This window comes from Halalkalibacterium ligniniphilum (genome assembly GCF_000334155.1).
GTDB lineage: Bacteria > Bacillota > Bacilli > Bacillales > Bacillaceae_D > Halalkalibacterium > Halalkalibacterium ligniniphilum.
This window is the reverse complement of the sequence record NZ_ANNK01000066.1, coordinates 1-25206: the sequence shown is the minus strand read 5'-3', so window position 1 is coordinate 25206 and position 25206 is coordinate 1. Positions and strand designations below refer to the sequence as shown.

The window sequence follows — 25206 nt, the reverse complement described above, 5'->3', positions numbered from 1 at the left end:
ACTCCAGGTTTTTTTAGTAGTTTTTTCAGCCACTGTCTATCTTTTTGTTCATCTTGACTCATTCTCTCTGCTTCCCCCCTCCCACACCAACGAAATCTTTTCTTTAGGAACCTGCCACGCTTCTGCAAGAAACTCCTTCAATACCGATTCATCCATTACAGCACTGAGGTCTTCTTGCTCTGTACGTTCTGAGGTGTTAATGTGAACGACGGCAACAGACGGTACATGTACGGCCTCATCTTCAGGATCGCGGGGGTGACTTCCGTCATCTGCCGTTTGAACGTATACCTGTACAGTATCAATGTGTTCAAGTTGAAACGTGCCTTCCATCCAGTTATCCATGATGATTTGTACATCAGCTAGCTCAAAAGCAAATTGATCACGAAATTCCTCCTCCACTTGTCTCTTTAATTGGACAGCCACTTGTTCTGAAATATATGCACGTTGTCCTGTTTCTATTTCATTTTTTTGCATCTCGATCCGATTATCTGAAACGACTTGCTCTGAATCATGTTGATTCATCGCCGTAAGAAGCCAAGCATCCACATCTTCTGTAAAAATAGATAGGATTGGTTGAAGCATCACAACAAGGAGCAGAAGGCCAATGACCATTTTTACATAACGCTGCAACCCAGTACTTGGTAACATAAGCTCTAAGATCGTCGCAAGTAAAATGAGTAAGATAATGTTGGTCAACCAATCTGTTAAAAAAGCCATACGCATCTCCCCGTTTTGTTTTCAAAAAAGTGGTGCCTCCATACTGGATGGGGTGCTAAGATTCCCTTCCGCCCGACCACCTCGTATTATGCATGTAATCATGCACAGACTTAACCGACCTATTTTCTCCTCTTTATATAGCCTGGATCACCTGCTTATCAAAGATTCTGTCACCGTATCATTAGCGATAGGTTTCCTGCTGCAATCATGATCGTAATGGCAAGAAAGAACATAAGGCAGACGACCGCTAACGCTGCAAAAACGTAAATGACGGCTTTTCCGATCATCGATAAACACTCAATGATTGCACCACCTCCTAGAGGCTGTAAAACGGCTGCCGATACATTAAAAATAATCGCTAGTGCTAAAACCTTCATCGCCGGAAATGCGCAAAGCAGGAGGAGAATCCCAAGACCTGTAAGTCCAACCGTATTTTTTAACAATAAAGAAGCGCTCATCACAGTATCTGCCGCATCTGTGAACATCCGTCCAACAACAGGAACAAAATTTCCAGTAATAAACTTTGCGGTTCGAACAGTGATACCATCGGCAACAGCTGTAGAGGCACCCTGAACCGAAATCACACCTAGAAATACCGTTAAGAACACGCCTAATGTTCCGATGGCAATATTTCGTAAAAGGGTTGCTAATTTCGTTACTTTGTAATGGTCAGTTAAGGTAGAAACAATGCTTAAAATGGTTGATAAAAACAGAAGTGGTAGTATCACTTGGTGAATGAGAAGGCCGCTAGAATGAACGAGAAACACAATTAACGGATGAAACAATGCAGCAGATGTTACATTTCCAATTGATGCCATTAAAGCAAGTAAAAGGGGAAGAAGCGCAATCATAAAATGAATCATATTTGAAATCGCTTCTTGGGCATACGTTATCGCAACATGAAAGCTATTTAGAGCAATAATCATTAAGACTAAATACGTAATCGCATAAGCAACCTTGCTTACCGTATGCTGTTCAAAGGCATTTTGGAGCGATTGAAGCAGCATACAGAACACCGTTAAGAGAATTAACGAACCTAACAGCTTTCCATTGATGAATAGCTCATGAAAAAAAAATTTCAACAAGCCGACGCCCCATTCTTTAATGGAAAATTGCTTGTCCCCTCGAACAAAATCAAGGAAGGATCCCTTTTGGCTTTCAGGTAAAAACCCACCATATTCGGTTGCGATTTTGTGCCAGTATTCACTTACTTCATCAAGTTGAAGGTGCTCGATTTGATTTTCTAAAAAATTTTGTTCATCAATAAGCTCGTCCTCTCCATAAACCACCGTAGAAAAGGATAGAACGAAACAGCAAAAAAGCAGAGGAAATGCCCATTTAAACAGATGATTCACCTCCGTTCCAGCAGAGCTGTAGTTTATTGAGGGATAAGAGAGATGACCATTTCAATCACTGCCGTTAAAATCGGGATTGCCATCACAAGAATAAGCACTTTGCCCGCTAATTCAATTTTTGACCCGATCGCAGCTTGTCCCGCATCCTTTGCAATTTGAGCACCAAATTCTGTAATATAAGCAATCCCAATAATTTTTAAAATTGTCTGCACATGGACTTGATTAATATTTGCATTTTGTGCAATCTGCTCAAGCATGCTGATAACCCTAGCAATTTGTTCGATCAAAAAAAGGAAAATTAACGCACCAACAAAAACGACGAGTAAAAAGGCGAATATTGGCTTTTGTTCTTTGACGACTAGGGCGAGAAAGGTTGCGATTAAACCTAAGCCCACAATTTGGATGATCTCAATCGCAACTCACTCCTTACCCTTGAAAGAGGAAAACCCCCCGAATTTTTTGAAATAAGTCATCAATAATTGTTGCTACCATATAAAGAACGACTACAAACCCGATTAACGTCACCCAGTGAGCCCAGTCCTCTTTTCCCATTTGTTTTAACACCGTATGAATCATCGCAACAACAATGCCAATTCCAGCAATTTGAAAAATCGTATTTACATCATAGGCCATGTCCTTCTCCCTCCTTACAAGCCACCGTTCTCTCTTTAATTACAGCATTAAAATAATAAGTAAGAGACCTGTTAAAACACCGAGACTTTTCATCATTCGTTCATAGCGATGTTGGCGTTCTTTCGCTTCTCCCTCTTCCCGTTCTAAATGAGCAAGCGTTAAGCGGATTTGTTTCTGCTGCTGCTCTCTGTCATGCTGACCCAACGTCGTCCCAAATTGCAGCAACACTTCCTGTTCACTTTGTAAAAGATCCGTATACCCCCATGTTTCTTTAATCGCCTCATGCCACGCCTCATACACCGAATCTTCCTTCTCCCTTAAGCGAAAGGAAAACCGTTCAAATAACGAGGCGACAGGCTGTGGAAATTGCTTTGCAATGTTTTCAGTAGCTTCCGCTAAAGGGCTTAAGCCATATAACATTTCTGCCTCTAGAGACTGAAGGGCCACCTTTAGCTGCCTTAATTGCCTCGGCCTTTCACTTAATCGCCTTGCCAGTTCAAAGCCAATCCAGGTTGTTGCCATAAAAATAAATATGGCGCCTAACAGCTTCACTTCAACATCACCACATCTTTGGATTGGCTGTTTCGAATGCGCTGAATCACACCTGGTGTTGCTTTTCTTGTTAATTCAATGCAACGCTCAAATGCTTGGAGGTCGAGTAGCTCACGCAAAGCAGGTCTTTTCCCAACGTCCTCTAAATCATAACCATGGACAGTGGTGATGACTTTTACACCTGCATGAATCGCTTCCTGAACAGCAAAACAATCCTCTTTTCGACCAATTTCATCAACAATGAGCACGTCAGGACTCATGGAACGGATGAGCATCATCATCCCCTCAGCCTTCGGACATCCATCTAAAACATCCACACGCATTCCTAGATCATGCTGAGGCACCCCTTTTAAGGAGGCAGCAATTTCTGAGCGTTCATCAACAATCCCAACCTTCAATGGCAAAATTCCTTTCTTAGGAACTCCTGAGCTGATCATCCTTGCTAAATCTCGAAGGAGCGTTGTTTTCCCCGTTTGAGGAGGACCGATTAGTAGCGTATTAAGCCAACCATTATCATAGAGATACGAAGTTAAAGGTTCACTGGCTCCAATCATTTGTTTGGCAATTCGAATGTTAAATGAACTAATATCACGAACGGTTTTAACAGCACCCTTTTCTAACGTTACTTTTCCCGCCAACCCAACCCGATGTCCCCCTGCCATTGTGATAAAGCCTCGTTTTAACTCCTCTTCAAAGGCATAAATTGAATAGTGACTTAACTGGTTTAGTAAAAATTGAGCATCCTTTGGTGTAACCAAATATAAGGCACCCTCTTTTTCAGGATAGTAAGGGGTCCCTCTCGCAATCACTTCAAGTGGGCGATGAATCCGTAAACGAATCTCCTCCACCTGCTCTTGCAAAGAATGGGGAATCTGTTTCAACAAGTCTCGGATCGGCTCTGGCAATACTGTAAGCACATCCTTCATGCTAAATCGCTCCTTTTACTTTCGGATCCCGAGTAAAATCAACACAACGCCTGCTCCAATTAAACAAATTTTCGTAAATGAAAGTCGGTCTGCCATACTAAGCAAGCCAATTGAAATGGACGAAATAAAGATAATCGGTCCAACCAAAGCAAGCCCCGCATTTATAGCTACTGCCTTTTCTATACTGTTCAGTCGAAGCATGAGCCCAGCTGCACTAATCTCAATTAAGCCAGAAAGGATCCGCAGTCCTACCATAATCAGTAAAGCTACTTCAATCGAAACAAACCACGATTTCATTCAAGTCACCTCAAAGCACTCTTTCTTTGTACAACCTATGACAGGATAGCGGCGTCCATGCCTACTAATTTGACACGTCTGCCTGTCACGCATGCGTTGAGCTTCCAGGAATGGCATTAAAAAACACATAGCATTACGCGCTATGTGTGCTTAATTATCTCAGTTTTATATGCTGTCAATTACCTACGATGTCTGTTAAAAACAAGTAAAAATCCGCCACTTTAGCTAGTACTCTGCACAAGCGGCTTCTCCTTTTTAGTAATAGAATGTAATATCCTAAAATGAAAGGAGAGGAATTAATTGAGCAATTTTCCTTCTGGAGCTACTGCAGCTAGAGAATTACTTCGCCTTCAACCTGGTACAACTGTGACCATTCAATTTGACGGCGGTGGTGTGCAAGGTGTCTTACGAGGGGTCTTTCAAGGGTTTGATCGAAACGGAAATGCAATGTTTACGAACGCTACATTAGGCGCTGGTCCTACAATAAATCTACCAGGAATTACAAGAGTTTCTCCTCGATCCATTAACTCCGTTAGCATTTAATATTGCAAAAGGGTAGCCCGCAGCTACCCTTTTTTATGTTCAGGATTTAATCAAATAGCCATTTGATCCATTAACTCCGTTAGCTTTTAACAAACCCTGATAATAAATCTATATGTTGCTTCGCCCTAAAATGTGCCATAAAAGTTGTCATCTTCTAACAATACATTTAAAAAGGATAGGCGAAGCTATGATTCACTTCGTCTATCCTTTAATCTAATCCTTACCTCTTACGCGCGAGACACATACGCTGCGTTTCGTGTATCGATAACAAGCACATCTCCTTGGTTCACAAAGAATGGAACTTGAACCGTTAACCCCGTTTCTAGCGTTGCTGGCTTTGTGCCACCAGAAGCTGTATCCCCTTTAATACCTGGCTCTGTTTCGGTCACCTCTAATTCAACCGTGTTTGGAACATCTACCCCAAGTGTTTCACCTTGATAGCTAATCACTTGAACTTCCATGTTTTCTTTCAAAAACTTAAGCTGATGCTCAATTTGTGACGTTGTCAGCTCTAATTGCTCAAACGTTTCATTATCCATAAATGTATGAACATCACCGCTTGCATACAAATATTGCATACGTCGGTTTTCAATGTGAGCTTTCGCTACTTTTTCACCGGCACGGAACGTTTTTTCTTGAATCGCCCCGGTACGAAGATTCCGAAGCTTAGAACGAACAAAAGCCGCCCCTTTACCTGGCTTTACATGTTGAAATTCAATCACTTGCCAAATTCCATTATCAACTTCAATTGTCAGCCCTGTTTTAAATTCGTTTACAGAAATCATTGTTTATTCCTCCATCTTTCCCATTTTCAGCGGACGTTCATCACATATGTTACTATACCACAGCCACCTCAAAGTTTCGCCAAAAATTTTCTGTTATTCCCCAACCATTAGTAACTCTTTTGTAGCACTAGTGAACGAACGATTTCCCGTCTCCGTAATCAGAACATCATCTTCAATTCGTGTGCCGCCAACACCTGGTACGTAAATTCCTGGCTCAACCGTCACAACCATGCCTGGCTCAAGTACTGTCTTCGATTTATGAGAAAGGGCTGGTCCCTCATGGACTTCAAGCCCAAGACCATGTCCCGTTGAATGACCAAAATATTCACCGTACCCTTTTGATTCGATGTAATCACGGGTTAGTGCATCTGCTTCCTTACCCGTGATTCCCGGCTTTATTCCCTTCATTCCTCGAAGCTGAGCCTCAAGTACTGTATTATAAATGGTTTTTAATTCATCGCTCACGTTACCTACAGCCACCGTTCTTGTAATATCAGAGTTATAGCCTTTATAGTGGGCGCCAAAATCCAGCGTGACCAGTTCCCCTTTTTGGATCACTTTTTCACTCGCTACTCCGTGTGGCAAGGCTGAACGATAGCCAGACGCTACAATAATATCAAAAGAGGAGCTCGCTGCACCTTGCTTTCGCATGAAAAATTCCAGCTCATTTGCCACCTCTAGCTCAGTGATTCCTGGTCTTATGTACGATATGATGTGCTCAAACGCTGCATCCGCAATTTCAGCAGCAGCTGCGATGATATTCACTTCTTCTTCATCTTTTCTTAAGCGAATCGCTTCAACAGCCCCAGCTACAGGAACAAGCTCTGCCTCAATGATACGCTTATATAGCTCATATGCTTCATAGGTGACATGTGCTTTTTCAAAGCCAAGCTTTTGAATACCCAAATTCTCTACTTGTTTCGCAATTTCTTCATAAATAGAACCTGTATGCCTCACAACAACAAAGCCTTTTGCTTGTTCTTTGGCCTGCTCGACGTAACGAAAGTCCGTAATAAATACTGCTTCTTTTTCTGAAAGGAGAATGGCGCCGGCTGTACCTGTAAAATGACTGATGTATCGACGATTATACATGCTTGTAATTAAGATCCCATCAATCTCTAGTTCACGAAATTTTTCACGTAATTGCACGACACGGTTCATTTCGTTTCCCCCTCTACTAGCGCTGCAATCGCTAGCTGATAGCCTAATGTTCCAAAGCCAATGATTTGCCCTTTTGTGACAGGTGCAGTCACCGATGTATGACGAAAGGATTCACGGGCATGAACATTTGAAAGATGAACTTCTATCACTGGAATTGATATGCTTGCGATGGCATCACGAATCGCATAACTATAGTGAGTGAATGCTCCCGGATTTAACACGACACCATCCGCTTGCTCACCTGCTTCATGAAGCCAATCAATGATTTGTCCTTCATGGTTCGATTGCTTGCATTGAACGATGCATCCTTGCGTTTCCGCAAAATGCTCCAGCTTTGTCTCCACATCTTTAAGCGTTTCATGTCCATAAATATGAGGTTCACGTAATCCAAGTCGATTTAAGTTTGGTCCATTTAAAACGACAATTTTCTTCATCTTCCCCGCCCCTTTGTTTGTTCCGCAATCCTATGGTTTTCAACAAGTCCTATTGTATCATAGGTGTTAAATGTTGGCGAAAAAAGCATAAAGAAAGAACAGTTTCCTATCCCTTTTGCTCAGCATACTCATAAGATATAGAGTATCCAATAAAGACGCCGTACAGCACATATAGGCAAAGTGAGGTGATAATTGTATTACTATCAAGGTTCTGGACATTTTTCAGTCCAGGAAAAAGCGGATTTAAGACATAAAAGACTAATCCCCAAAGTACGAGTCCAAATCCAATTCCAGCCCACATTGAAACGACTTTTTGTAATAAGAGCTTGTAAAGAAACGCCACCCCAATCGATAAGGTCGCAATGGCTAAAATCCCTACAAGCTGACCAATGTATGTATTTTTCCAATCACCAAGCGCCCAAGGCATGAGTATTAAAGCAGGACCGACCCGAATAAAATTAAAAAAGAAGGCAAAATAACCGACCAGCGACCAAATGATTCCCCCAAAAAAGCCAATTAAGGCAACTTTAGCTGGGAATGACATTTGGTTTTCCTGCTTGATTTGCTCATCCTGCTTGATTTGCTCGACTCGATTTTCGTTCATTTTAAACACCTCCACGTTCAGTATGCCCAAACTGGCTTTTTCTATCGAATCATGTGGATTTGTGTTAAAGCAGAATGAATCAAACGTTTCTTGTCTAAAATGTAAGCATATGTAGTGATAAGAGTCTCCATATAGAGGATTTTATGCTTTTCGTGTAGAATAAGAAGTAACATACGATAGTAAAATCAGATAGGTTGGTGTCAACATGTCAAAGCAGCAAAAATCGGCGTACGGTGGTCAAGCCGTTGTCGAAGGCGTGATGTTTGGAGGCAAACATACAACCGTCACTACAATTCGTCGCGTTGATGGCTCTTATGATCATTTTGAAGTAAAAAGAAAATCAGTCCCTTGGGTTCAGCGGCTAAAAAAAATCCCTTTCGTTCGAGGCGTTGTAGGGATCATTGAAGCGAGCATGTATGGAACCAAGCATTTAAATTTTTCTACCGATCGCTATGAAGTGGATCCGAAAGATGATGATCAAATTGTACCAGCCGAACAAACATCGAAGCTATCAATGATATTTGGTGTAGCAGCCGTTGGTGTCTTATCCTTCTTATTCGGAAAATTCATTTTCACGATCATTCCGGCCCTTGGTGCCGAAAGCCTTCGCTTTCTCTTCCCGGGACATGTCGCCCAAAACTTGATAGAAGGATTGCTTAAATTAATACTCTTGCTTGCTTATATTTACTTCATTTCGTTTACCCCTTTAATACGCAGGGTATTTCAATATCATGGGGCTGAGCATAAAGTGATCAATGCTTATGAGCGAGATATGCCTTTAACAGTAGAAAATGTTCAAAGTCAATCACGTCTTCATTATCGTTGTGGCAGTAGTTTTATCCTTTTCACTGTTATTGTCGGTGTATTCATCTACCTACTTGTCCCCTTTGATTCCATTTGGGAGCGTCTCGTCCACCGTGTTGCATTGATTCCCGTTGTATTAGGCGTTTCTTACGAAGTCTTACAGCTAACAAATAGGATGAGAGACATTCCTGTTTTACGTTTTCTCGGTTACCCCGGTTTATGGTTGCAGCTTTTAACGACGAAGGAGCCGAAGAATGACCAAGTGGAAGTGGCAATCCAATCATTCGAGGAGATGCTGCGCCGTGAAGAAATCTATGAAGCAGAGATCGCTTCCACTCGCAGTGAAGCAACCCTTGTCGAATCAAGCTAATATATTTTGGAGGTGGGTTCCCTTGCGCCAAGCCTTTCATCCCCTCATATTAACCATTTTTGGTCTAGCGATTTTAGGTTTAATTTCATCCTTAATAACTGACCCTGTTGGCTTACTTACCCAAGTGGTAACGGTGGTAGCGATCGCTGCCCTGCTTTTTTTCTTGTTTCAACGTTTTATGGCTCAGCGTAACGGTGGACGCGTGGGAGGAAGTCAGCGCCCATCATCTGCACAGCTCCGAAAGGCAAAACGGACGAGTACAGCTGCAAAAGTGGAAAAACGTCCAACAAGCTTGCCTGCAAAATTAAAACAAGCAAAAAAACAGACATTAAAAAAACCAAGCAAAAAACGCCGTGAAGGTAGCCACCTTACGGTCATAGAGGGCAAAAAAAATAAGAAAAAGAATCGAGCGTTATTTTAGCCCGATTCTTTTTTTGATCCTGATCGTTCGCAGTAGCTAACCCTCCTCTTATGCTCTTTTCTCGTAACATTTCTGAGAGAAAAAATTTATGTTGACACTCTAACTAATAATGATTATCATTTTCGTTGATGGTACGATTACCAAATAGCTCACATAGTGGAGGAATTCAAATGAAAGCAACAAAAGGATACATTTTCTCGCTTCTCACCATTTTATTTTTAAGCGTGTTTATCGCAGCATGCACGAGTAACAATGAGAGCGGATCAGAAGTTGAAAGCAATTCAGCAACTGAAGAACAGTCGAACGCAAGCTCTACTGAATCATCAACAAAAGTGATGGAAGATGCAATGAGTGACAGTGTTGAAATCCCGGCAAATCCTGAGCGCATCATTGCTCCTTATTTAGAAGATTCACTGATTGCTCTAGGTATAAAGCCTGCTGCACAATGGTCGATCGGCGAAACGGTTCTTGATTATTTGCAGCCTTCTCTTCAAGATGTTCCAACCATTGGCTGGGATCTCCCTGTCGAACAAGTTTTATCTCATGAGCCAGACTTGATTATTTTAAGCTCAGCTGGGGCTATTCAAAATGGTCTGTACGAAGAATATATGAAAATTGCACCAACCTATGTGTTCAAAGATGAAGTGAGTGCTGATTGGCGTGAACAGCTTCGTACAATGGGTGAGATTGTAAACAAGGAAGAAGAAGCAGAAGCTGCTCTTACTTCCTATGAAGAAAAGGCTGCTGCTGCTAAAGAGCAATTGCAAGAATCGATTGGTGACGAATCAGTGGCGATCCTTTGGGTCATGGCACAACAGTATTATTTATTTGAAGAAACACGTTTGAGCGCAAATGTCCTTTATGATGACTTAGGCCTTACCGTCCCTTCTTTTGTTGAAGGTCTACCTGAAGCAAAAGCACAGTGGGATCCGATCTCTCTTGAAAAATTAGCCGATTTAGATGCCGATCATCTTTTCGTTTTATATGCCGAAAACGAAACGGCTAGTGTTGAAGAGTTGTACAATAGCTCAATTTGGAAAGGGCTTCCTGCTGTTACAAATAATCAAGTGTATGAAATCAAAGATCCAAGCAACTGGACGATCTCTGGACTTGTTGCAAGTGAAAAAACCATTGATGAAGTTATGCAAGCATTAGCCCATGAATAATGTAAGAAAAGTGAAGGCACTAGGCTATAAGCGACCTTGAGACACTGGCTCCTATAGCTAGCTTTTCTTACCTTTTAACAACAGAGGAGGCTTCATTTGCTGAAGCCTCCTCTGTTGTTTTGTATTCAGTTACGACACATGTTCTACATTTTCAAACCGTTATCGAAAGCTTCTCGTTATCCACAATTCTCTTCCAACTCTTTAATTTGATTTGATTAAAAGGTAGATGAAATACGGAGCACCAAGTGCAGAAACAACAAGTCCTACTGGTATCTCAGAAGAGCCTTGTAGACCTCTTGCAATCATATCTGCAGCAAGAAGAATCAGGGCACCAAGCAATGCTGCTGTAGGTAATACGGCTTCATGCTTCACCCCAACAACCCTTCTTGCTAGATGAGGAGCCACAAGCCCTAAAAAAGCAATGCCGCCCCCAACCGCAACACTGGACCCAGCTAATGCCACCGCAAAGAGTAATAGCATTCTCCGCTCTCTTTCCACATTTACACCTAAACCTACAGCAATCTGATCCCCAAGATTCATTACATTTAAAACTCGAGCTTTAAAAATTGTTAACGGAATCAATACAATCATCCAAGGCAAAGTAGCAAGAACAAACTTCCAATTCGCCCCCCAAATATTTCCTGACAACCAAACGGTCGCCTGCATGAAGTCACGAGGGTTCATCTTAAGCTGAAACAGAAGCAGTGCAGCTGTAAAAGCAGCATTAATACCAATGCCAACAAGAATAAGGCGTATTGGCGTTACTCCATTTTTCCATGCAAGGAGGTAAATAAGAAACGCAGCTAATCCTGCTCCGAGAAGGGCAAATAAGGGGAGCATAAAGATGGAGATTGTCCCTAGCCCTGTTGCAGAACCTTGAAAGAAAAAAATAAAAGCGACGACTGCGAACCCAGCTCCTGCATTAATACCTATAATCCCTGGCTCTGCAAGGCTATTTTGTGATACCCCTTGCAAAATTGCACCGGAAACGGCTAGTCCTGCTCCGATTAACAGCGCCAATATCATCCTTGGCAAACGAAAATCAAAGAGAATAAGCTCCTGTCTTTCGGTCCCATTTCCAAGTAGTGTTTGAAGTACTTCACTTGGTGTCAAGCGGATGTAGCCCATGTTCAAGCTAAGTAAAAAAGTAAAACCTATCATGACAGCCAAAAAAATAATGACAAATAATGGCTTTGTTTCTCTGTTTTTTTTCAACAACCTCTTATAGCCCCTTTCCCTCACGACGAGCAAGATAAAGGAAGAACGGGACACCGATTAGTGCCGTAATAATCCCAACAGGGGTTTCAAAAGGAGGATTAATCATCCTAGCTCCAAGATCGGCCAAAACGAGCAAAAGTGCTCCTAGTATTCCTGCACATGGAACAATCAAACGATAGTCTACTCCAACTAAAAAGCGTGTTAGATGGGGAATGATAAGACCGATAAAGCCGACAGTACCTGCAATTGAAACGGCCGCTCCTGTTAATAGAACAATTAATACGGCAGCTAAAACCTTTACATAGACAGTTTGCTGTCCAAGCCCTTTTGCTACATCTTCACCTAAATTTAAGACCGTAATCGAACGAGAAAGAATAAAGGCTAAGATTAATCCAATCGCGGCAATAGGGATAAGCAAACGAACATTTTGCCACTGAGCACCAGCAACACTTCCTGCATACCAAAAACTCATATCCTGAGCAACGTCAAAACGGATCGCAATGGTGGCAGATATGGAGCGAAGAAGGGCACCAACTGCTGCTCCCGCCAGTGCTAGCTTTACTGGTGTAAGTCCCCCCTTTGAAAAACTCCCAACCATAAAAACGAGAGATGCCCCGATAGCCGCTCCAATAAAAGACCATGCGATGAGACCCATGGACGTTATTCCTGGATAAAAAGCAAGAGCAATGGCTAAAGCAAAAGCCGCTCCATCAGTTATACCCATCGTTGAAGGAGCCGCTAATGGATTTCTTGTCATTCCTTGCAAGATTGCCCCAGAAATCGCTAGAAATGCGCCTACAAGTGCTGCTGCAATCGCTCTTGGCATTCGTATCTCTTGTATGATTTGATGGGCGGTAAGTGTTGCGTCAAATTGGGTAATACTTGTCCATACTGAATGGATGTCGATTTCCGCCGCTCCAAATGAAATTGATGCTGCCATACTAAAAAGTAAAGCAATAAGCCCAAGACTTAGAATCAATGTTGCAACCAGCGGCCGTGAAGCAACTGTTTTTCCACCGCTCTTGGAAGTTGCTCTTTGTTTAGCGGTTCGTTTATTCATTTTTATTCAATCCTCTTTCGTTCAATTGCTTGTTGTCAGCATCAGCATGAAAGTGACAACAAATTTTTTTCAACAATATTATACTAATGGAAATGATAATCATTTTCAATTGTTTTCTAATAAATAGAAATAGCTGCATGAGTACATCTTCTCCTATTGATTTGCAACACATGCACCACCTCTTTTCCCATTACAAAAAGCATAAACCATGTCGGTCTATGCAGATCCTCTTTGCGTGAAGTCCGGATGGGGAAGCAAAGATTACTTATTCACTAATAGGACCATGAATGAAGAAAACGTGCTGTTTCTTGCCTGCCGAGTTCAATTAACACTTTCTTTTGTTCTTGATCTAAATTAAAATCGGTTGATGTCACGTTATCGACAGGGATAAACACAATGTTTTTTGCATGCTTTTTTGAGATATAACGCAAATCGTGCGCTTGTCGCATCGTAACGAACAGGGACTGGTACAAATCAATCGCATTTTTAATTTCATTTGGAGGTATTTCGTCAAGCTCTGGTTTTAATTGAAAACCTAAAACCGGACGTCTTAAAGTCCCATCTCTTTCCCCTGAAAATACCCAAAGAGGAAAATTACTAAGGATGCCGCCATCCACCACATAGGAACGTTCCCCCCCTTTTTTTCGATTATACAGCTTTACAGGCTCAAAAAAGTAAGGGACACTGCAACTCATTCGGACCGCGTGGGCAATTGAAAACGACTGAGGATTTATCCCGTAATCTGGTAAGTCATCTGGTAAAACAATGAGACGCCCCCTCGATATATCCGATGCAATAATTTTTAAAGAATCAACAGGCAAGTCAGCAAAAGTGGAAATGCCTTTTTCCTTTAGAGCTTGACTCAACCACTGTTCTAGCTTTACTCCGCTATACATGCCGAGACGATAATAAAGTCGTAACCATTTCGCAAAAGGAAAGAGTACGATGCTCATTCCAGCATCCTTAAACTTTTTTATATCTAAATCATCAAGCATCGTCAAAAGCTCCTCACTCGTATAACCTGCACGAATCAAAGAAGCGAAAATCGCCCCAGCACTTGTACCCGCTAGCCTAGAAAAGGTGTAACCACTTTCCTCCATTACTTGAAGTGCTCCAATAAAAGCAAATGCCTTTACTCCTCCTCCTGCGAACACACCGTCTACGTTCATCGAAACATCCCCCCCCCACTTACTTCACTGTATGAGTGAAGGAACGAGGGACAAGCCTAAAAAATAAAAAATTCCATTTTGGTTTCTTTTTTCACATAAACAAAACTTGGCTTTTCGCCAAGTCCTTCATAGGGAAAGCCTTCGTTGCAGTTATACTTAGGCCTTCAAATTTTTAACGACGTCGATAAACTTCTATGTATATAAAACCGCAACAAAATGTCACGGTCACTCTTCCTCGTTATTTTTTTGGATCTCCCTTAATGCCTCGATACGGCGTCCGTCTTCTTGAAAAAATTGAACCAGGTCTCCGATTCGATCAATTGCGTCCCAGCTTAGATGATGTTCAATCCCTTCAACATCTTGATAAATATATTCAGCATCGACACCGATTATTTTCAAAAAATCTTCGAGCAGCTCATGACGGTATACGAGACGTTTGCCGACTTTTTTTCCTTTTGAGGTCAGAACAAGTCCTCGGTAGCGCTCATATACCAAATAGTCACTTTTATCAAGCTTTTGCACCATTTTTGTTACCGACGAAGGGTGTACCTCTAATGCCTCGGCAATATCCGATACACGGGCATAACCTTTCTCTTCAATTAATATATAAATGCGTTCCAAATAATCTTCCATACTTGGTGTTGGCATTGGGTCCCCTCCAGTTTCAACGAACGGTTGCACGAAGTGACAGAACGAACGTTTTCTATTTCTTGCCTTTTTCGATTAAACGCTGTAAAAGAAAAAGTGCATCACCTCCATTCTACTATAAAAGTCCAAGCTTCGACAATGAGAATTGCTATTTCTTGCGTATGAAAAGATCGCTCCAAGCCTTTTTTCAAATGGCATGAAAAGATATATTCACGTAAAATATTCGATCTTTGCTTGTGGAAAAAAGCGCTCAATGTACGATTCAATTGTCTCCTTCAAAGCACTCGCTTCCTCATCTTTATATACATATTTCCCGCGACCGTACCGACCCCATTTGTATTTTCGTTCTTCCTCATCCATTTCTAATTTTGACTTTGGATATCGCTTCTCAATAATACGCTTTGCTGTTTTTGTAAATCGATGCTGAATTAATTCAAACGTTAAATTTTTTTGTGCGTAGGAAGGAAGCGTCCCTGCCAGCCGTTCAAACAATTCAAGATATCCCTCTTTCCAGCCCTCATGCAAAATGAGTGGGGCAATGATAAAACCAAGCGGATAATCAGCCTTTGCCACTTTTCCTGCTGCTTCAATTCTTTCTAAAAATGAGGACGTCCCAGGTTCAAAGTTTTTGATCACAAAATCGGAGTTCACACTAAAACGAAAGCGCGTTTTTCCATTATGATTTGCATCAAGTAAATGATCAACATGATGATACTTTGTGACGAAGCGTAGCCGGCCAAATTCCGTCTGCCCCATATGCTCGATTGCCTTTTTTAATGAATGAGTTAAATGGTCCAGCCCCACAACATCAGATGTACATGCCGCTTCAAAGCGGGTAATTTCAGGTTCTCGGTCCTTAATGTATTGGTCGGCTGCATCAAAGATTTCTTCTAAATTAACGTATGTTCGAATGTATGGTTTGTTTCCAAGCGTCGTTTGCAAATAGCAGTAGTGGCAATGTCCCATACAGCCAGTTGCTAAAGGCAGAGCATACTCGGCAGAAGGCTTGGATGTATCAAATTTTAACGTTTTACGAACACCGATCACCAGGGTCGATTTGGCATTTCGGTATTGTTGAAGCTCATTGTTCCCTGGAATATTTCGCACTTGGTTATGGGACGTCGTTTCTCGAATCTCTACATTCATTTTCTTGAATTTTTCTAACAGTTCACGACCGATCTCGTATTCTAACGCCCTTGGTTCATAATAGATAAGCTGTGGTGAGAATGGTTCCATCTTTATGCACTCCTTTTTTACCTATTAAAGTACGCTTTTTTTTATAAAATCAACATGTTAGTTCATGGAAAAAAGGCGAGGGATGTAGCTTTAAAATAAAGTTTGATCAAAAACACCACACAAACCCACATTGAAGACCCCGTTTTCATTTCAGAGTTAGAATACAATCAAATTGCTAACTCTTATTTTAGGAGCAAAGGCAATTTATTCAGTTTGCACAGTAAAGAACTTCAAAATACTGAATAATAAAAACAGAGACCTCCATCTAGATGTTGGTCTCTGTTTAAGATTATTGATAAGGGATTACTACAAGTCCAATTAAATTAAGCTGGAATTTCCACTGGATATGCAGATGGGATTTTTGGTACTAGAACATACGCTGCTGTTACTCATCAAAGAAGTTCAGGGATTACCGTTGATGGTATTGCTGGTTCACAAACTACAATGCGTTAAAAAATCAATTGCAAGAGTTTGAAGGTACTCCTTGGACGGGTCAAATTTCACGAATGGAAATCGTGATCCAGCACCCCTTCCTTCTTATTAATTTATTCTTTAATTTCTAGCGTAGCCGCCATATCCAATAACATATCTAACATTTCCTCTGTTTCACTGTCTTTCGGATACTCAATACCGATTGAATATCTTTCATCATCTAAAAATTTATTGAAAATATGGAGACGATATTCCCTTCCAGTCAATCTTTCATTTTGAAACCCATCTTCACCATGTGTTCCCTCAACCCTCAGATAGTAATTCTTTCACAAACTTTCTTGTAGTAAAAAACGATCCTTACCCCAAGAATCGTACTCTTTCTCTAAAATGTTAATCTATTTGTTGTTAGAAAACGCCTGAACAATCACTTTTGTAGCCTTTGCAATGAGTTCATCATTAAAGCTTGCATTCTCTTCATTGCGACTTGACATGATCGCAATAATAATCGGTTCTCGATTTGGTGGCCACACAATACCTATATCATTTCTAGTTCCATAGCCACCGGCTCCGCTCTTATCTCCAACCTCCCAACCTTCTGGAACACCAGCTCGAATGAGGGAATCACCTGTAGTATTCCCTTTTAGCCAATTTGTGAAAATTTCTTGCTTATCGGCAGGAAGATACTCACTAATTCCAAACACCTCAAGGTTAATTGCAAGAGCTTTAGGGGTACTTGTATCCCGTAAATCCCCAGGAATAGCTTCGTTCAAATCTGGTTCAATACGATCAGCCATTGTGATCGTATCGCCACTTTCTCGTAACGCTTTTTCAAATCCATCTGGTCCGCCTAATTCTTCGAACAGAAGATTTCCTGCTGTATTATCACTATACTGCATCGCAGCTTCAGCTATCTTTCCTAGACTCATCCCTTTGTCCACAAAGTCTTCTGTAATCGGTGAATAGGTAACAATATCTTCATTGGTGAATGTCCTTATTTCCTCAAGCACTGATATCGGATTTTGCTTTAATAAAATTGCTGCGGCTAGGGCTTTGGATGTAGACGTATACGCAAATCGTTCATCCTCACGAAATTCCACGGTTTCTTTTGTTCCTGTATCAATGGCATAGACACCAAGCCTCGCGTCATATTGCTTCTCAAGTTGTTCAAATTTCTCTATTGTAGTTTCTTTAACCGTTATATTTTCTGACGTTTGGTTAGTTTCCTCCGTATGTATTGTTTCTGATTGCTGTAGAACCTGTTTTTTCTCATCTGAGCAGCCTGCAACCATAAGCACCAAGCCTATAGATGCAAGTATTTGATAAAACCATCTTTTGTTCACGATGTAAAACCTCCTAATTATTTGATTAGACTCTTATGTATGAGCTGATAAAACAACCTTATGCAAGGAGCTTCAACAGATTACATTTGTAGTCTGATTACATCTGTAGTAAAGTATTACATATGTAATCAACTAAAGTCAATTCTTTATTTTTTACCTTCAAGCTGCTATAAATTTGCTATATACCCGTTTTAAATAAATTAATAATCAAGAGAGTTGGTGTTGAAGGACATGTTTTTAACTCATTTCATAATAGGTCTATTGGTGTCTTCATTTTCCATTGCTGTCATTCTACTTATACGAAAATGGTTTGGAAGACAGCTAACAGCAAAATGGCACTATCATTTGTGGATGTTTCTATTTATGGCATTAGCACTTCCTTTCATACCTACTCATTTATACAATTTTAGTTCTTTCTATAGCGGTGGGGGTACATATCAGACTAATGCACCCAGTTCTAATATGGAATTAACTGAAACGAATATGATGCAGGGCCTACACCTGATGCAAGACTTTTCTGTATCGGTCAATCGCTCGGACCTGTCCTTACTTAATATGGGAGTGATGGGTTTATGGATGTCAGGGGTGCTTTTATTTACCTTTATTATGGTTCGTGGATGGCTCACACTAAGAAGGATAAAGAAAGATTCTTCTGCGTTTTCCAATCAAGAAGTTCTCGTGCTTTTCGAAGAATGCAAGAAAAGACTAAAGATTAAAAGATCAATAAAGATTGTTATTTCGAAAAGAGTCCAATCTCCAATGATATTCGGACTTTTTCAAACATATATCGCCTTACCTGCTCAGCATGAAAGCTGGGTTAGCTTGAAAAATTACGAGTGTATCTTTCTTCATGAATTGAATCACTATAAAAACAAGGATCTGCTGACAAATTACGTGATATTGTTCTATCAAATCATTTATTGGTTTAATCCCCTTGTCTGGCTTGCTTTTAGAGAAATGAGATTAGATCGGGAAATCGCATGTGATACATCTGTTTTACAGTTACTAGATGATAATTCCTTTAGTGAGTATGGAAACACAATCATTAATTTTGTGGATCTTTCGAAACGGTCAAGTAAGCTACAGTTAATGACACAATTAAACGGTTCGAAGCTTCAAATCAAAAAACGAATTGAACAAATTTCTTCCTATAAGCATGGCGCAAAGAAATCAATAAGAAAAAGCATCTTTATTTATGTGTTGGCCAGTAGCATTTTGACAATCCAATTACCTTTCGTTTCCGCATTTGCGACGGAAAACAACCGATACTATTTTAATAATGACGGAACAGTTTATGAGGATTTACATCAATTCTTTAAAGGGTATGAAGGAAGCTTTGTTTTATATGATCATAGTGCACAGCAATATCGCATTTATAATGAAGAGAAAAGTACGTTGCGGGTATCACCTGATTCCACATACAAAATCTATAGTGCCTTATTTGCACTAGAATCAAATGTGATATCACCTGAAGAATCCACCCTTTCATGGGATGGGACAGAGCAACCCTTTGAAGCTTGGAATATGGATCAGGATATCTCATCTGCTTTACAAAAATCTGTAAACTGGTATTTTCGAGAATTAGATCGTAGAACAGGATTTGAAACAATACAATCCAATCTACAAGACATAAACTATGGAAATTCCGATGTATCTGGAGGGTTCGGTGATTTCTGGCACGAATCCTCATTAAAAATTTCTCCAGTTGAGCAAGTCCAACTGCTGCAAGCCTTTTATAACAATCAATTGGGATATAAGGAAATGCATACCCAAGCAGTGAAGGAAGCACTACTCTTAGAAAAGAATGAAGATGCTCGCCTATCAGGAAAAACAGGTACAGGAACAGTGAATGGTAAAAACATCAATGGTTGGTTTATCGGGTATGTAGAGACGAAGAACAACACTTATTTCTTTGCTACCAATATACAAAATGAAGATGATTCATCTGGAAGCAAGGCGGTAGAAATTACTTTATCAATTTTAAAAGATTTAGGAATCTATAAACAAAATGGAGGGGAGAAATATGGAGAAAAACATTCCTAGTATATCAGAATCAGAATGGGAAATCATGAACGTGCTTTGGGATAAAGCGCCTCAAACAGCGAATGACATCATATTTTCCTTACAGGAGAGTACCGAATGGAAGCCGAAAACTATTCGCACGCTTCTCGATCGATTGGTTCAAAAAAATGTAGTAGGTGTCAATAAAAATCTAAGAGTTTACACCTTTTACCCGCTCTATACACAGGATGAGTGCCAGCGCGCCGAGACCGAATCATTTATCAAGCGTATCTATGGAGGTACCCTGAAATCCATGCTTGTCCAATTTATTCAGGAAGATACCCTATCTGATGATGATATCAACGAACTACGCTTTATTTTAAATAACAAACCTAAAAAGCAATAATATTAAAAAAGCGAGAGACATATCACTCATGTAATTATTGCTTCTTGCTCAGTGCTGACCCGGGTGTAGCAGCTAACATTTAACTAAATAGCCTTTTTTAAAAAAACGAATCCGCACCAAGGGAGGAGTGTGTCCAAAAATCAGTTTTCTCCCAAGGTTCGGTTCAAACCCTCTCTAAAAGAGGCTATTATCTCCGAATTATAAATCTCATGAAATTTCCAATATTTTAGATCGTGGTGAATAATTCAGGTTATATTTTGAGAAATATAAAAAAAGTAACCTCTTACGGCCATCATAGCGAAGAGGTTACTTTTTATCAAACTTTATTACCGATTATCAAACTTTAATTCAAAGCCCCAGGAAATTCCCCGCCTTTTTCTTATAAACCGCATTTTAATTGTGCACCGCAGCTCGTACACGTATTACATCCACCAATATCTTCAACCGTACCTTCACGGCAGACAGGGCACGTATTACCCAGTTCAGAGCCAATCGTTACATTCGTCGAGCGAAGGTCTTGAATCGTATTGACGAGTACGACCTTCTTCGGTTCTTCTTGATCTGACTCTTTTTGCTCTTCATATTCATCAAATTTGTTTTCTTCAGCTTTTAAAGAAAGCACTTGGGCATCACGGCTTCCATCGACATAAACCGTACCGCCCTTTGCGCCACCACGGTATAGACGCTCATAGACTGCTTGTACCTGTTCAACCGTATAACCACGAGGAGCATTGACGGTTTTCGATAATGAGCTGTCAACCCAACGCTGAATAATGCACTGTACATCTGCATGGGCTTCAGGTGTAAGCTCCATTGTAGAAATAAACCATTCAGGCAGTTCATCAGGATTTGCATTTGGATTGGCTTGCAAATACTCCTCGACAATCTCTGCTTTTACCTCAATAAATTTCCCAAGGCGACCGCTGCGGAAATAAGAGAAGGAGAAATATGGCTCTAATCCAGTAGAAACCCCCACCATTGTTCCTGTACTTCCTGTTGGTGCTACCGTTAACAAGTGAGAATTTCGAATGCCGTGTGTTAAAATTCCTTCACGAATATCCTCTGGCATCTTTTTCATATATCCGGTTTCAATAAATGCTTGACGGAGGGCTGCTGTTTCCTCATCTGTTTTGCCAACAAGGAATGGGAAGCTTCCCTTTTCTTTCGCAAGCTCAATGCTTGTACGATACGCTGTTGTTGCAATGGTTTCAAAAATTTTATCAACTAGCTCATTCCCTTTATCTGACCCATAGACGGTTTCCGTGTAAATAAGCAAATCATGAAGACCCATGACACCTAGGCCAACACGGCGCTCTCCTTTTGCTTGAACCGTGTTTTGCTCAAGGAAATATGGGGTTGCATCAATGACGTTATCTTGCATACGGACGCCAACTTCCACCGTTTTTCTTAGCTTATCAAAATCAACCTGCTTGTTTTTCTTATCGGCCATTTCCGCTAGGTTAATCGCAGCTAAGTTACAAACAGAGTAAGGAGCTAGTGGTTGCTCGCCACACGGATTTGTTGCAACGACCTTTTGGCCGTATGCTTTTGCGTTTGTCATATCGTTCGCATTGTCAATAAAGAAAATACCAGGCTCTGCACTATAGGTCGCGCAAATGTTAATAAGGTTCCAAAGATCTTTTGCTTTAATGTTACGATAGGTCCTTACACCAAAACCCCTTGCTTCCCATTCACGGACATCGCCAACCTCATGCCATTCGCGATTATAGATTTCCATTTCTTCTTCTGAGTAGTTTTCTACATCAGGGAAGCGCAGACTATATGTTTCGTTTTTCTCTACCGCGTCCATAAATTCTTTTGTTAAACAAACAGAGATGTTTGCTCCTGTTAGAAATTCAGGGTTATTTACACTGTACGTACCACCGATACGAAGCTTCTCTTCAGCATCTCGAATGACTTTTTTATCAAAACCACCTTGACCATCAATCACTTTATAATTGACAATGCTTTGGTACATTGACTCTTCTAATTCCGAAAGCGGCGTAAATTTCAGCTTTTCTTTCACAAGCTTACGAATTTGTTCGTCTTCAATGTTTTCAAGCAAGTAGCGCAAAATTCGCGGATTTTGCATTTTCGAAATAATGAATTCCAATATATCTGGGTGCCAATCTGCAAGCATAATCATTTGTGCGCCACGGCGTGATCCACCTTGCTCAACAAGATGAGTCAATTTGGCGATGTCATCTAACCATGAAACAGAACCGGACGATTTTCCGTTTACTCCCCGTGCTAACGTGTTGCGCGGGCGCAATGTTGATCCGTTCGTTCCGACCCCACCACCACGACTCATAATCTCCATCACCTGCTTACGGTGCTCCGAGATCCCTTCACGGGAGTCTTGAACAAATGGCATGACATAGCAGTTAAAATAAGTAACATCGGTTTTTGCGCCAGCTCCATAGAGCACACGTCCCGCTGGTACGAAATTCATCGTGACGAGCTCGTGATAAAAGCGTTCAAACGATTCTTTCCGTTTTTCTTCTGTCGCCTCTACCTCAGCAAGTCCTGTCGCATTGCGCTTTGCAATTTGCTCATAATAAATTTCAAGAGGTTTTTCAATCGTATCAAGTGAACGAGTAACGACTCCTGTTTTGACCTCTTCAGGGTCTTCAAGTACCCCTTGAAATTCTTCATCGACAAGAACCTTTGCCTTGTTTTCATTCCAATCAAGCTCAAGCACAAACCCGTATCCTCTTGCTGGGAATTTCGGGTCATCCTTTACTGTTAGGACAACAAAGTCACCTTCTTTTAACGTTTTCTTCTCTGTATCCTTGAATGTGTAACGATCGAGCATTACAAGACGAGAAACACCTTTTCGTGTGATATGCATATCTGGTGTAATAGGGTGCACCTGTTCAAATTGCTCAATATCTTTATTTAGTTGTTCTACATTTAGGCGCATCACGTTTGACATCGTCATCGTCATGTCGTTCTCCTCCTTCGATTGTTATTTAGGTTATCGTTAGTATGTAATCAATGTCTGTCTTTTCATGTTTCTAACAGTGACAATGTTGTCCATTTTTCCAGCTTTATTATGCTTGACTAAGTCTATCACAGACCCAAACAAAAAATCAATATATAGTACTCAACAAAGAAAGTCAAATACTATATCTTGTGAAGAGAAGGACAAAATTACATTTTGTCAACTATCAAATGGCACAAATTAAGAAGAATGAACGAGAAAACTTGACTATTTTCGGCATTAATTTTAAGTTTTGAAGGAATTTCTTTGTTGCAAAAATTGTTAAGAGCGATAACGTTGAAAATAAGGCAACTGTTCCTATTTTTTGCTTAATGAATTGACTTTTTTTCTTTTCAATGGTCCAATCAAAATGAGCTCAGAACAGGAGGAATCAACGATGGAACGATATTTACTAAATGAACAAATAGTCCCAAAAGAAAAAGCCCTTATTCATCTTGAGGATCGTGGCTATCATTTTGGTGATGGCATTTACGAAGTCGTACGGGTGTACCATGGCCAGCCGTTCGCGCTTGTCGATCATCTGACTCGATTCAAAAATAGTGCAAAAAAACTAGATATACCTATACCTTTTGAAATGGAAAAATTAGAAGCACTCATTCGTCAACTCATTGAAGCAAACAGCGTTAATCAAGGTACGGTATACTTTCAATTGACAAGAGGTATCAGCCCAAGGAATCATCTTTATAACCGAACAGAAGTCCCGGTATTAACGGGCTATGCTCGCCCACACCCAACAAACAACCATTCGGTCGATAGCGTTGATGTGTGGCTCACTGATGATATTCGCTGGCTTCGCTGCGATATTAAGTCCATTAACTTATTAGGAAACGTCTTAGCCAAACGGGAGGCTAGTGACCATAACTGTCATGAAGCCCTCTTACATCGAGATGGAACGGTTACAGAAGGTTCCTCTTCTAACTTGTTTCTTGTTAGCAACGATACGCTCTATACCCACCCAGCAACGAACTTAATCCTAAATGGCATTACGCGACAGCTTGTCATGAAGCTTGCCAATCAATTAGATCTTTCCGTTATCGAAGAGCCTTTTCCAAAAGAAGTACTAAAGGAAGCTGACGAAGCCTTTATTACAAGCACAACCATGGAAGTAATGCCAATCCGTACCATTCAAGGTGCTGAGCAAGCAACCTTTAACATCGGCCCTGTTACAAAGAAGCTCCAGCAAGCCTTTAACGAAGAAATTACCAGACAATGCCATACAGCTACAAAGCAGTGACCCAAGCGGTCACTGCTTTGTTTCATCGTTATTTGCGAAAGTTCCAAGCTTCCTGCTCATATCGGTCCTTTGCAATCCGCTGAACTTCCATTTCTTCTTCCTCCGACAATTGATAGGGCTCAAGCTGAATATTCAAGCCTTTTTCAAATCCTTTTTTAAAAGCGGCACGTGCCTCTTCAATAGTTAGAGGGGTGCTTCGCAATGCGTTAATGGCCACAGCTTTATTTTTAAAATTACGCTGCATTCGTTCACGCACCCGATCGCTGGAATAGAGAAACAAATCAAAAAGCTTATCCTCATCAATATCTAAAATAATTGAGCCATGCTGAAGAATGACGCCCTTTTGGCGAGTTTGAGCACTTCCTGCAACCTTTCGTCCTTCAACGACAAGCTCATACCAGGAAGGCGCATCAAAGCAAACGGCTGAACGAGGATTCTTTAATGCATCTTTCTCCTCCTGAGAACGAGGAACCGCAAAATAAGCATCAAGACCTACTTCCCGAAATCCTTCTAATATCCCTTGGGAAATGACACGATACGCTTCCGTTACGGTTGCTGGCATTTCTGGGTGGGCTTCTGAAACGATCACACTATAGGTAAGCTCTTTGTCGTGGAGAACTCCACGCCCTCCTGTCGGCCGGCGTACAAAGCCGAGACCGTACTTTTTTACAGCATCCAAATTGATTTCTT

The 25206-nt window shown here is 40.9% G+C and carries 28 protein-coding genes; 8 read left to right on the top strand and 20 right to left on the bottom strand.

Features of this window, described 5'->3' with window-relative positions; translation table 11 throughout:
* Nucleotides 1–48: 48 nt before the first annotated feature.
* The 7 genes from spoIIIAF to BLT_RS0106600 all read right to left on the bottom strand — a co-directional run bounded on the left by spoIIIAF (nt 49) and on the right by BLT_RS0106600 (nt 4480).
* Nucleotides 49–717, bottom strand: a complete 669-nt coding sequence (gene spoIIIAF, locus BLT_RS0106630; protein ID WP_017727008.1) for a stage III sporulation protein AF — start codon at nt 715–717, stop codon at nt 49–51.
* A gap of 170 nt (nt 718–887) precedes the next feature.
* Nucleotides 888–2072 carry a stage III sporulation protein AE gene (spoIIIAE, locus tag BLT_RS0106625; protein WP_017727007.1) on the bottom strand — a complete coding sequence of 395 codons (1185 nt, stop codon included), beginning with the start codon at nt 2070–2072 and terminating at the stop codon, nt 888–890.
* A gap of 23 nt (nt 2073–2095) precedes the next feature.
* A complete protein-coding gene (spoIIIAD, locus tag BLT_RS0106620) occupies nt 2096–2485 on the bottom strand; it encodes a stage III sporulation protein AD (protein ID WP_268871124.1) in 390 nt (129 codons plus the stop codon).
* Between the two features lie 13 nt (nt 2486–2498).
* Nucleotides 2499–2705: a stage III sporulation protein AC gene (gene spoIIIAC / locus BLT_RS0106615; protein WP_017727005.1), complete on the bottom strand. Its 207-nt coding sequence runs from the start codon at nt 2703–2705 to the stop codon at nt 2499–2501.
* A gap of 39 nt (nt 2706–2744) precedes the next feature.
* Nucleotides 2745–3257 (bottom strand): stage III sporulation protein SpoIIIAB, encoded by a 513-nt coding sequence (spoIIIAB, locus tag BLT_RS0106610; RefSeq protein WP_017727004.1) that lies wholly within the window; start codon nt 3255–3257, stop codon nt 2745–2747.
* Nucleotides 3254–4183, bottom strand: coding sequence for a stage III sporulation protein AA (spoIIIAA, locus tag BLT_RS0106605; protein ID WP_017727003.1), 930 nt, complete (start codon nt 4181–4183; stop codon nt 3254–3256). The genes spoIIIAB and spoIIIAA overlap by 4 nt, the downstream gene beginning before the upstream one ends.
* 15 nt (nt 4184–4198) lie before the next feature.
* The gene (locus BLT_RS0106600; protein WP_017727002.1) at nt 4199–4480 is read right to left on the bottom strand and encodes a YqhV family protein; all 282 of its coding nucleotides are present in this window, start codon (nt 4478–4480) and stop codon (nt 4199–4201) included.
* 300 nt (nt 4481–4780) lie between these two features.
* Here BLT_RS0106600 and BLT_RS0106595 point away from each other — a divergent pair, with 300 nt between their 5' ends.
* Nucleotides 4781–5023 (top strand): hypothetical protein, encoded by a 243-nt coding sequence (locus tag BLT_RS0106595; protein ID WP_017727001.1) that lies wholly within the window; start codon nt 4781–4783, stop codon nt 5021–5023.
* Between the two features lie 227 nt (nt 5024–5250).
* On the opposite strand, the gene efp is transcribed toward BLT_RS0106595, so the two are convergent.
* The 4 genes from efp to BLT_RS0106575 form a co-directional block, all read right to left on the bottom strand.
* Complete coding sequence (gene efp, locus BLT_RS0106590; RefSeq protein WP_017727000.1) at nt 5251–5808, bottom strand: elongation factor P; 558 nt, start codon at nt 5806–5808, stop codon at nt 5251–5253.
* Nucleotides 5809–5901: 93 nt separating this feature from the next.
* Nucleotides 5902–6969, bottom strand: a complete 1068-nt coding sequence (locus BLT_RS0106585; RefSeq protein WP_017726999.1) for an aminopeptidase P family protein — start codon at nt 6967–6969, stop codon at nt 5902–5904.
* Nucleotides 6966–7403: a type II 3-dehydroquinate dehydratase gene (gene aroQ, locus BLT_RS0106580; RefSeq protein ID WP_017726998.1), complete on the bottom strand. Its 438-nt coding sequence runs from the start codon at nt 7401–7403 to the stop codon at nt 6966–6968. The genes BLT_RS0106585 and aroQ overlap by 4 nt, the downstream gene beginning before the upstream one ends.
* 106 nt (nt 7404–7509) lie before the next feature.
* Entirely contained in the window at nt 7510–8007 is a 498-nt protein-coding gene (locus BLT_RS0106575; protein ID WP_017726997.1) for a YqhR family membrane protein, read from the bottom strand.
* A gap of 205 nt (nt 8008–8212) precedes the next feature.
* Between BLT_RS0106575 and BLT_RS0106570 the strand changes: the two genes are divergently transcribed.
* From BLT_RS0106570 to BLT_RS0106560, 3 genes are all read left to right on the top strand, one after another.
* The gene (locus BLT_RS0106570) at nt 8213–9181 is read left to right on the top strand and encodes a DUF1385 domain-containing protein (protein ID WP_017726996.1); all 969 of its coding nucleotides are present in this window, start codon (nt 8213–8215) and stop codon (nt 9179–9181) included.
* A gap of 22 nt (nt 9182–9203) precedes the next feature.
* Complete coding sequence (locus tag BLT_RS0106565) at nt 9204–9602, top strand: SA1362 family protein (RefSeq protein ID WP_017726995.1); 399 nt, start codon at nt 9204–9206, stop codon at nt 9600–9602.
* Nucleotides 9603–9772: 170 nt separating this feature from the next.
* Nucleotides 9773–10768, top strand: coding sequence for an iron-hydroxamate ABC transporter substrate-binding protein (locus tag BLT_RS0106560; protein ID WP_017726994.1), 996 nt, complete (start codon nt 9773–9775; stop codon nt 10766–10768).
* A 201-nt stretch (nt 10769–10969) separates the two neighbouring features.
* On the opposite strand, the gene BLT_RS0106555 is transcribed toward BLT_RS0106560, so the two are convergent.
* The 5 genes from BLT_RS0106555 to splB all read right to left on the bottom strand — a co-directional run bounded on the left by BLT_RS0106555 (nt 10970) and on the right by splB (nt 16099).
* Nucleotides 10970–11929 carry a FecCD family ABC transporter permease gene (locus BLT_RS0106555; RefSeq protein ID WP_051045221.1) on the bottom strand — a complete coding sequence of 320 codons (960 nt, stop codon included), beginning with the start codon at nt 11927–11929 and terminating at the stop codon, nt 10970–10972.
* Between the two features lie 61 nt (nt 11930–11990).
* The gene (locus tag BLT_RS0106550; RefSeq protein WP_017726992.1) at nt 11991–13046 is read right to left on the bottom strand and encodes a FecCD family ABC transporter permease; all 1056 of its coding nucleotides are present in this window, start codon (nt 13044–13046) and stop codon (nt 11991–11993) included.
* Nucleotides 13047–13318: 272 nt separating this feature from the next.
* Nucleotides 13319–14215, bottom strand: coding sequence for a patatin-like phospholipase family protein (locus tag BLT_RS0106540; RefSeq protein ID WP_017726990.1), 897 nt, complete (start codon nt 14213–14215; stop codon nt 13319–13321).
* 225 nt (nt 14216–14440) lie between these two features.
* The gene (gene mntR, locus BLT_RS0106535; protein ID WP_017726989.1) at nt 14441–14863 is read right to left on the bottom strand and encodes a transcriptional regulator MntR; all 423 of its coding nucleotides are present in this window, start codon (nt 14861–14863) and stop codon (nt 14441–14443) included.
* 210 nt (nt 14864–15073) lie between these two features.
* The gene (splB, locus tag BLT_RS0106530) at nt 15074–16099 is read right to left on the bottom strand and encodes a spore photoproduct lyase (RefSeq protein WP_017726988.1); all 1026 of its coding nucleotides are present in this window, start codon (nt 16097–16099) and stop codon (nt 15074–15076) included.
* A 333-nt stretch (nt 16100–16432) separates the two neighbouring features.
* Between splB and BLT_RS23650 the strand changes: the two genes are divergently transcribed.
* Nucleotides 16433–16552: a peptidoglycan-binding domain-containing protein gene (locus BLT_RS23650; RefSeq protein ID WP_152414294.1), complete on the top strand. Its 120-nt coding sequence runs from the start codon at nt 16433–16435 to the stop codon at nt 16550–16552.
* A gap of 92 nt (nt 16553–16644) precedes the next feature.
* Here BLT_RS23650 and BLT_RS24000 read toward each other — a convergent pair whose 3' ends face one another.
* The gene (locus BLT_RS24000; protein WP_017726987.1) at nt 16645–16797 is read right to left on the bottom strand and encodes a hypothetical protein; all 153 of its coding nucleotides are present in this window, start codon (nt 16795–16797) and stop codon (nt 16645–16647) included.
* 129 nt (nt 16798–16926) lie between these two features.
* Nucleotides 16927–17874: a class A beta-lactamase gene (gene bla, locus BLT_RS0106520; RefSeq protein ID WP_394295503.1), complete on the bottom strand. Its 948-nt coding sequence runs from the start codon at nt 17872–17874 to the stop codon at nt 16927–16929.
* 228 nt (nt 17875–18102) lie between these two features.
* On the opposite strand from bla, the gene BLT_RS0106515 reads away from it, so the two are divergent.
* Together BLT_RS0106515 and blaI are read left to right on the top strand one after the other, a co-directional pair.
* Nucleotides 18103–19914, top strand: a complete 1812-nt coding sequence (locus BLT_RS0106515; RefSeq protein ID WP_026105016.1) for a BlaR1 family beta-lactam sensor/signal transducer — start codon at nt 18103–18105, stop codon at nt 19912–19914.
* A complete protein-coding gene (blaI, locus tag BLT_RS0106510; RefSeq protein ID WP_017726984.1) occupies nt 19895–20278 on the top strand; it encodes a penicillinase repressor BlaI in 384 nt (127 codons plus the stop codon). The genes BLT_RS0106515 and blaI overlap by 20 nt, the downstream gene beginning before the upstream one ends.
* 379 nt (nt 20279–20657) lie before the next feature.
* Here the strand turns inward: blaI and BLT_RS0106505 are convergent, their stop codons facing one another.
* Entirely contained in the window at nt 20658–23225 is a 2568-nt protein-coding gene (locus BLT_RS0106505; RefSeq protein ID WP_017726983.1) for a vitamin B12-dependent ribonucleotide reductase, read from the bottom strand.
* A gap of 433 nt (nt 23226–23658) precedes the next feature.
* Between BLT_RS0106505 and dat the strand changes: the two genes are divergently transcribed.
* Nucleotides 23659–24516: a D-amino-acid transaminase gene (gene dat, locus BLT_RS0106500; protein ID WP_017726982.1), complete on the top strand. Its 858-nt coding sequence runs from the start codon at nt 23659–23661 to the stop codon at nt 24514–24516.
* A 28-nt stretch (nt 24517–24544) separates the two neighbouring features.
* Here dat and BLT_RS0106495 read toward each other — a convergent pair.
* Nucleotides 24545–25206 (bottom strand): lipoate--protein ligase family protein (locus BLT_RS0106495; RefSeq protein WP_017726981.1); only part of this gene is annotated, 662 nt, incomplete at its 5' end.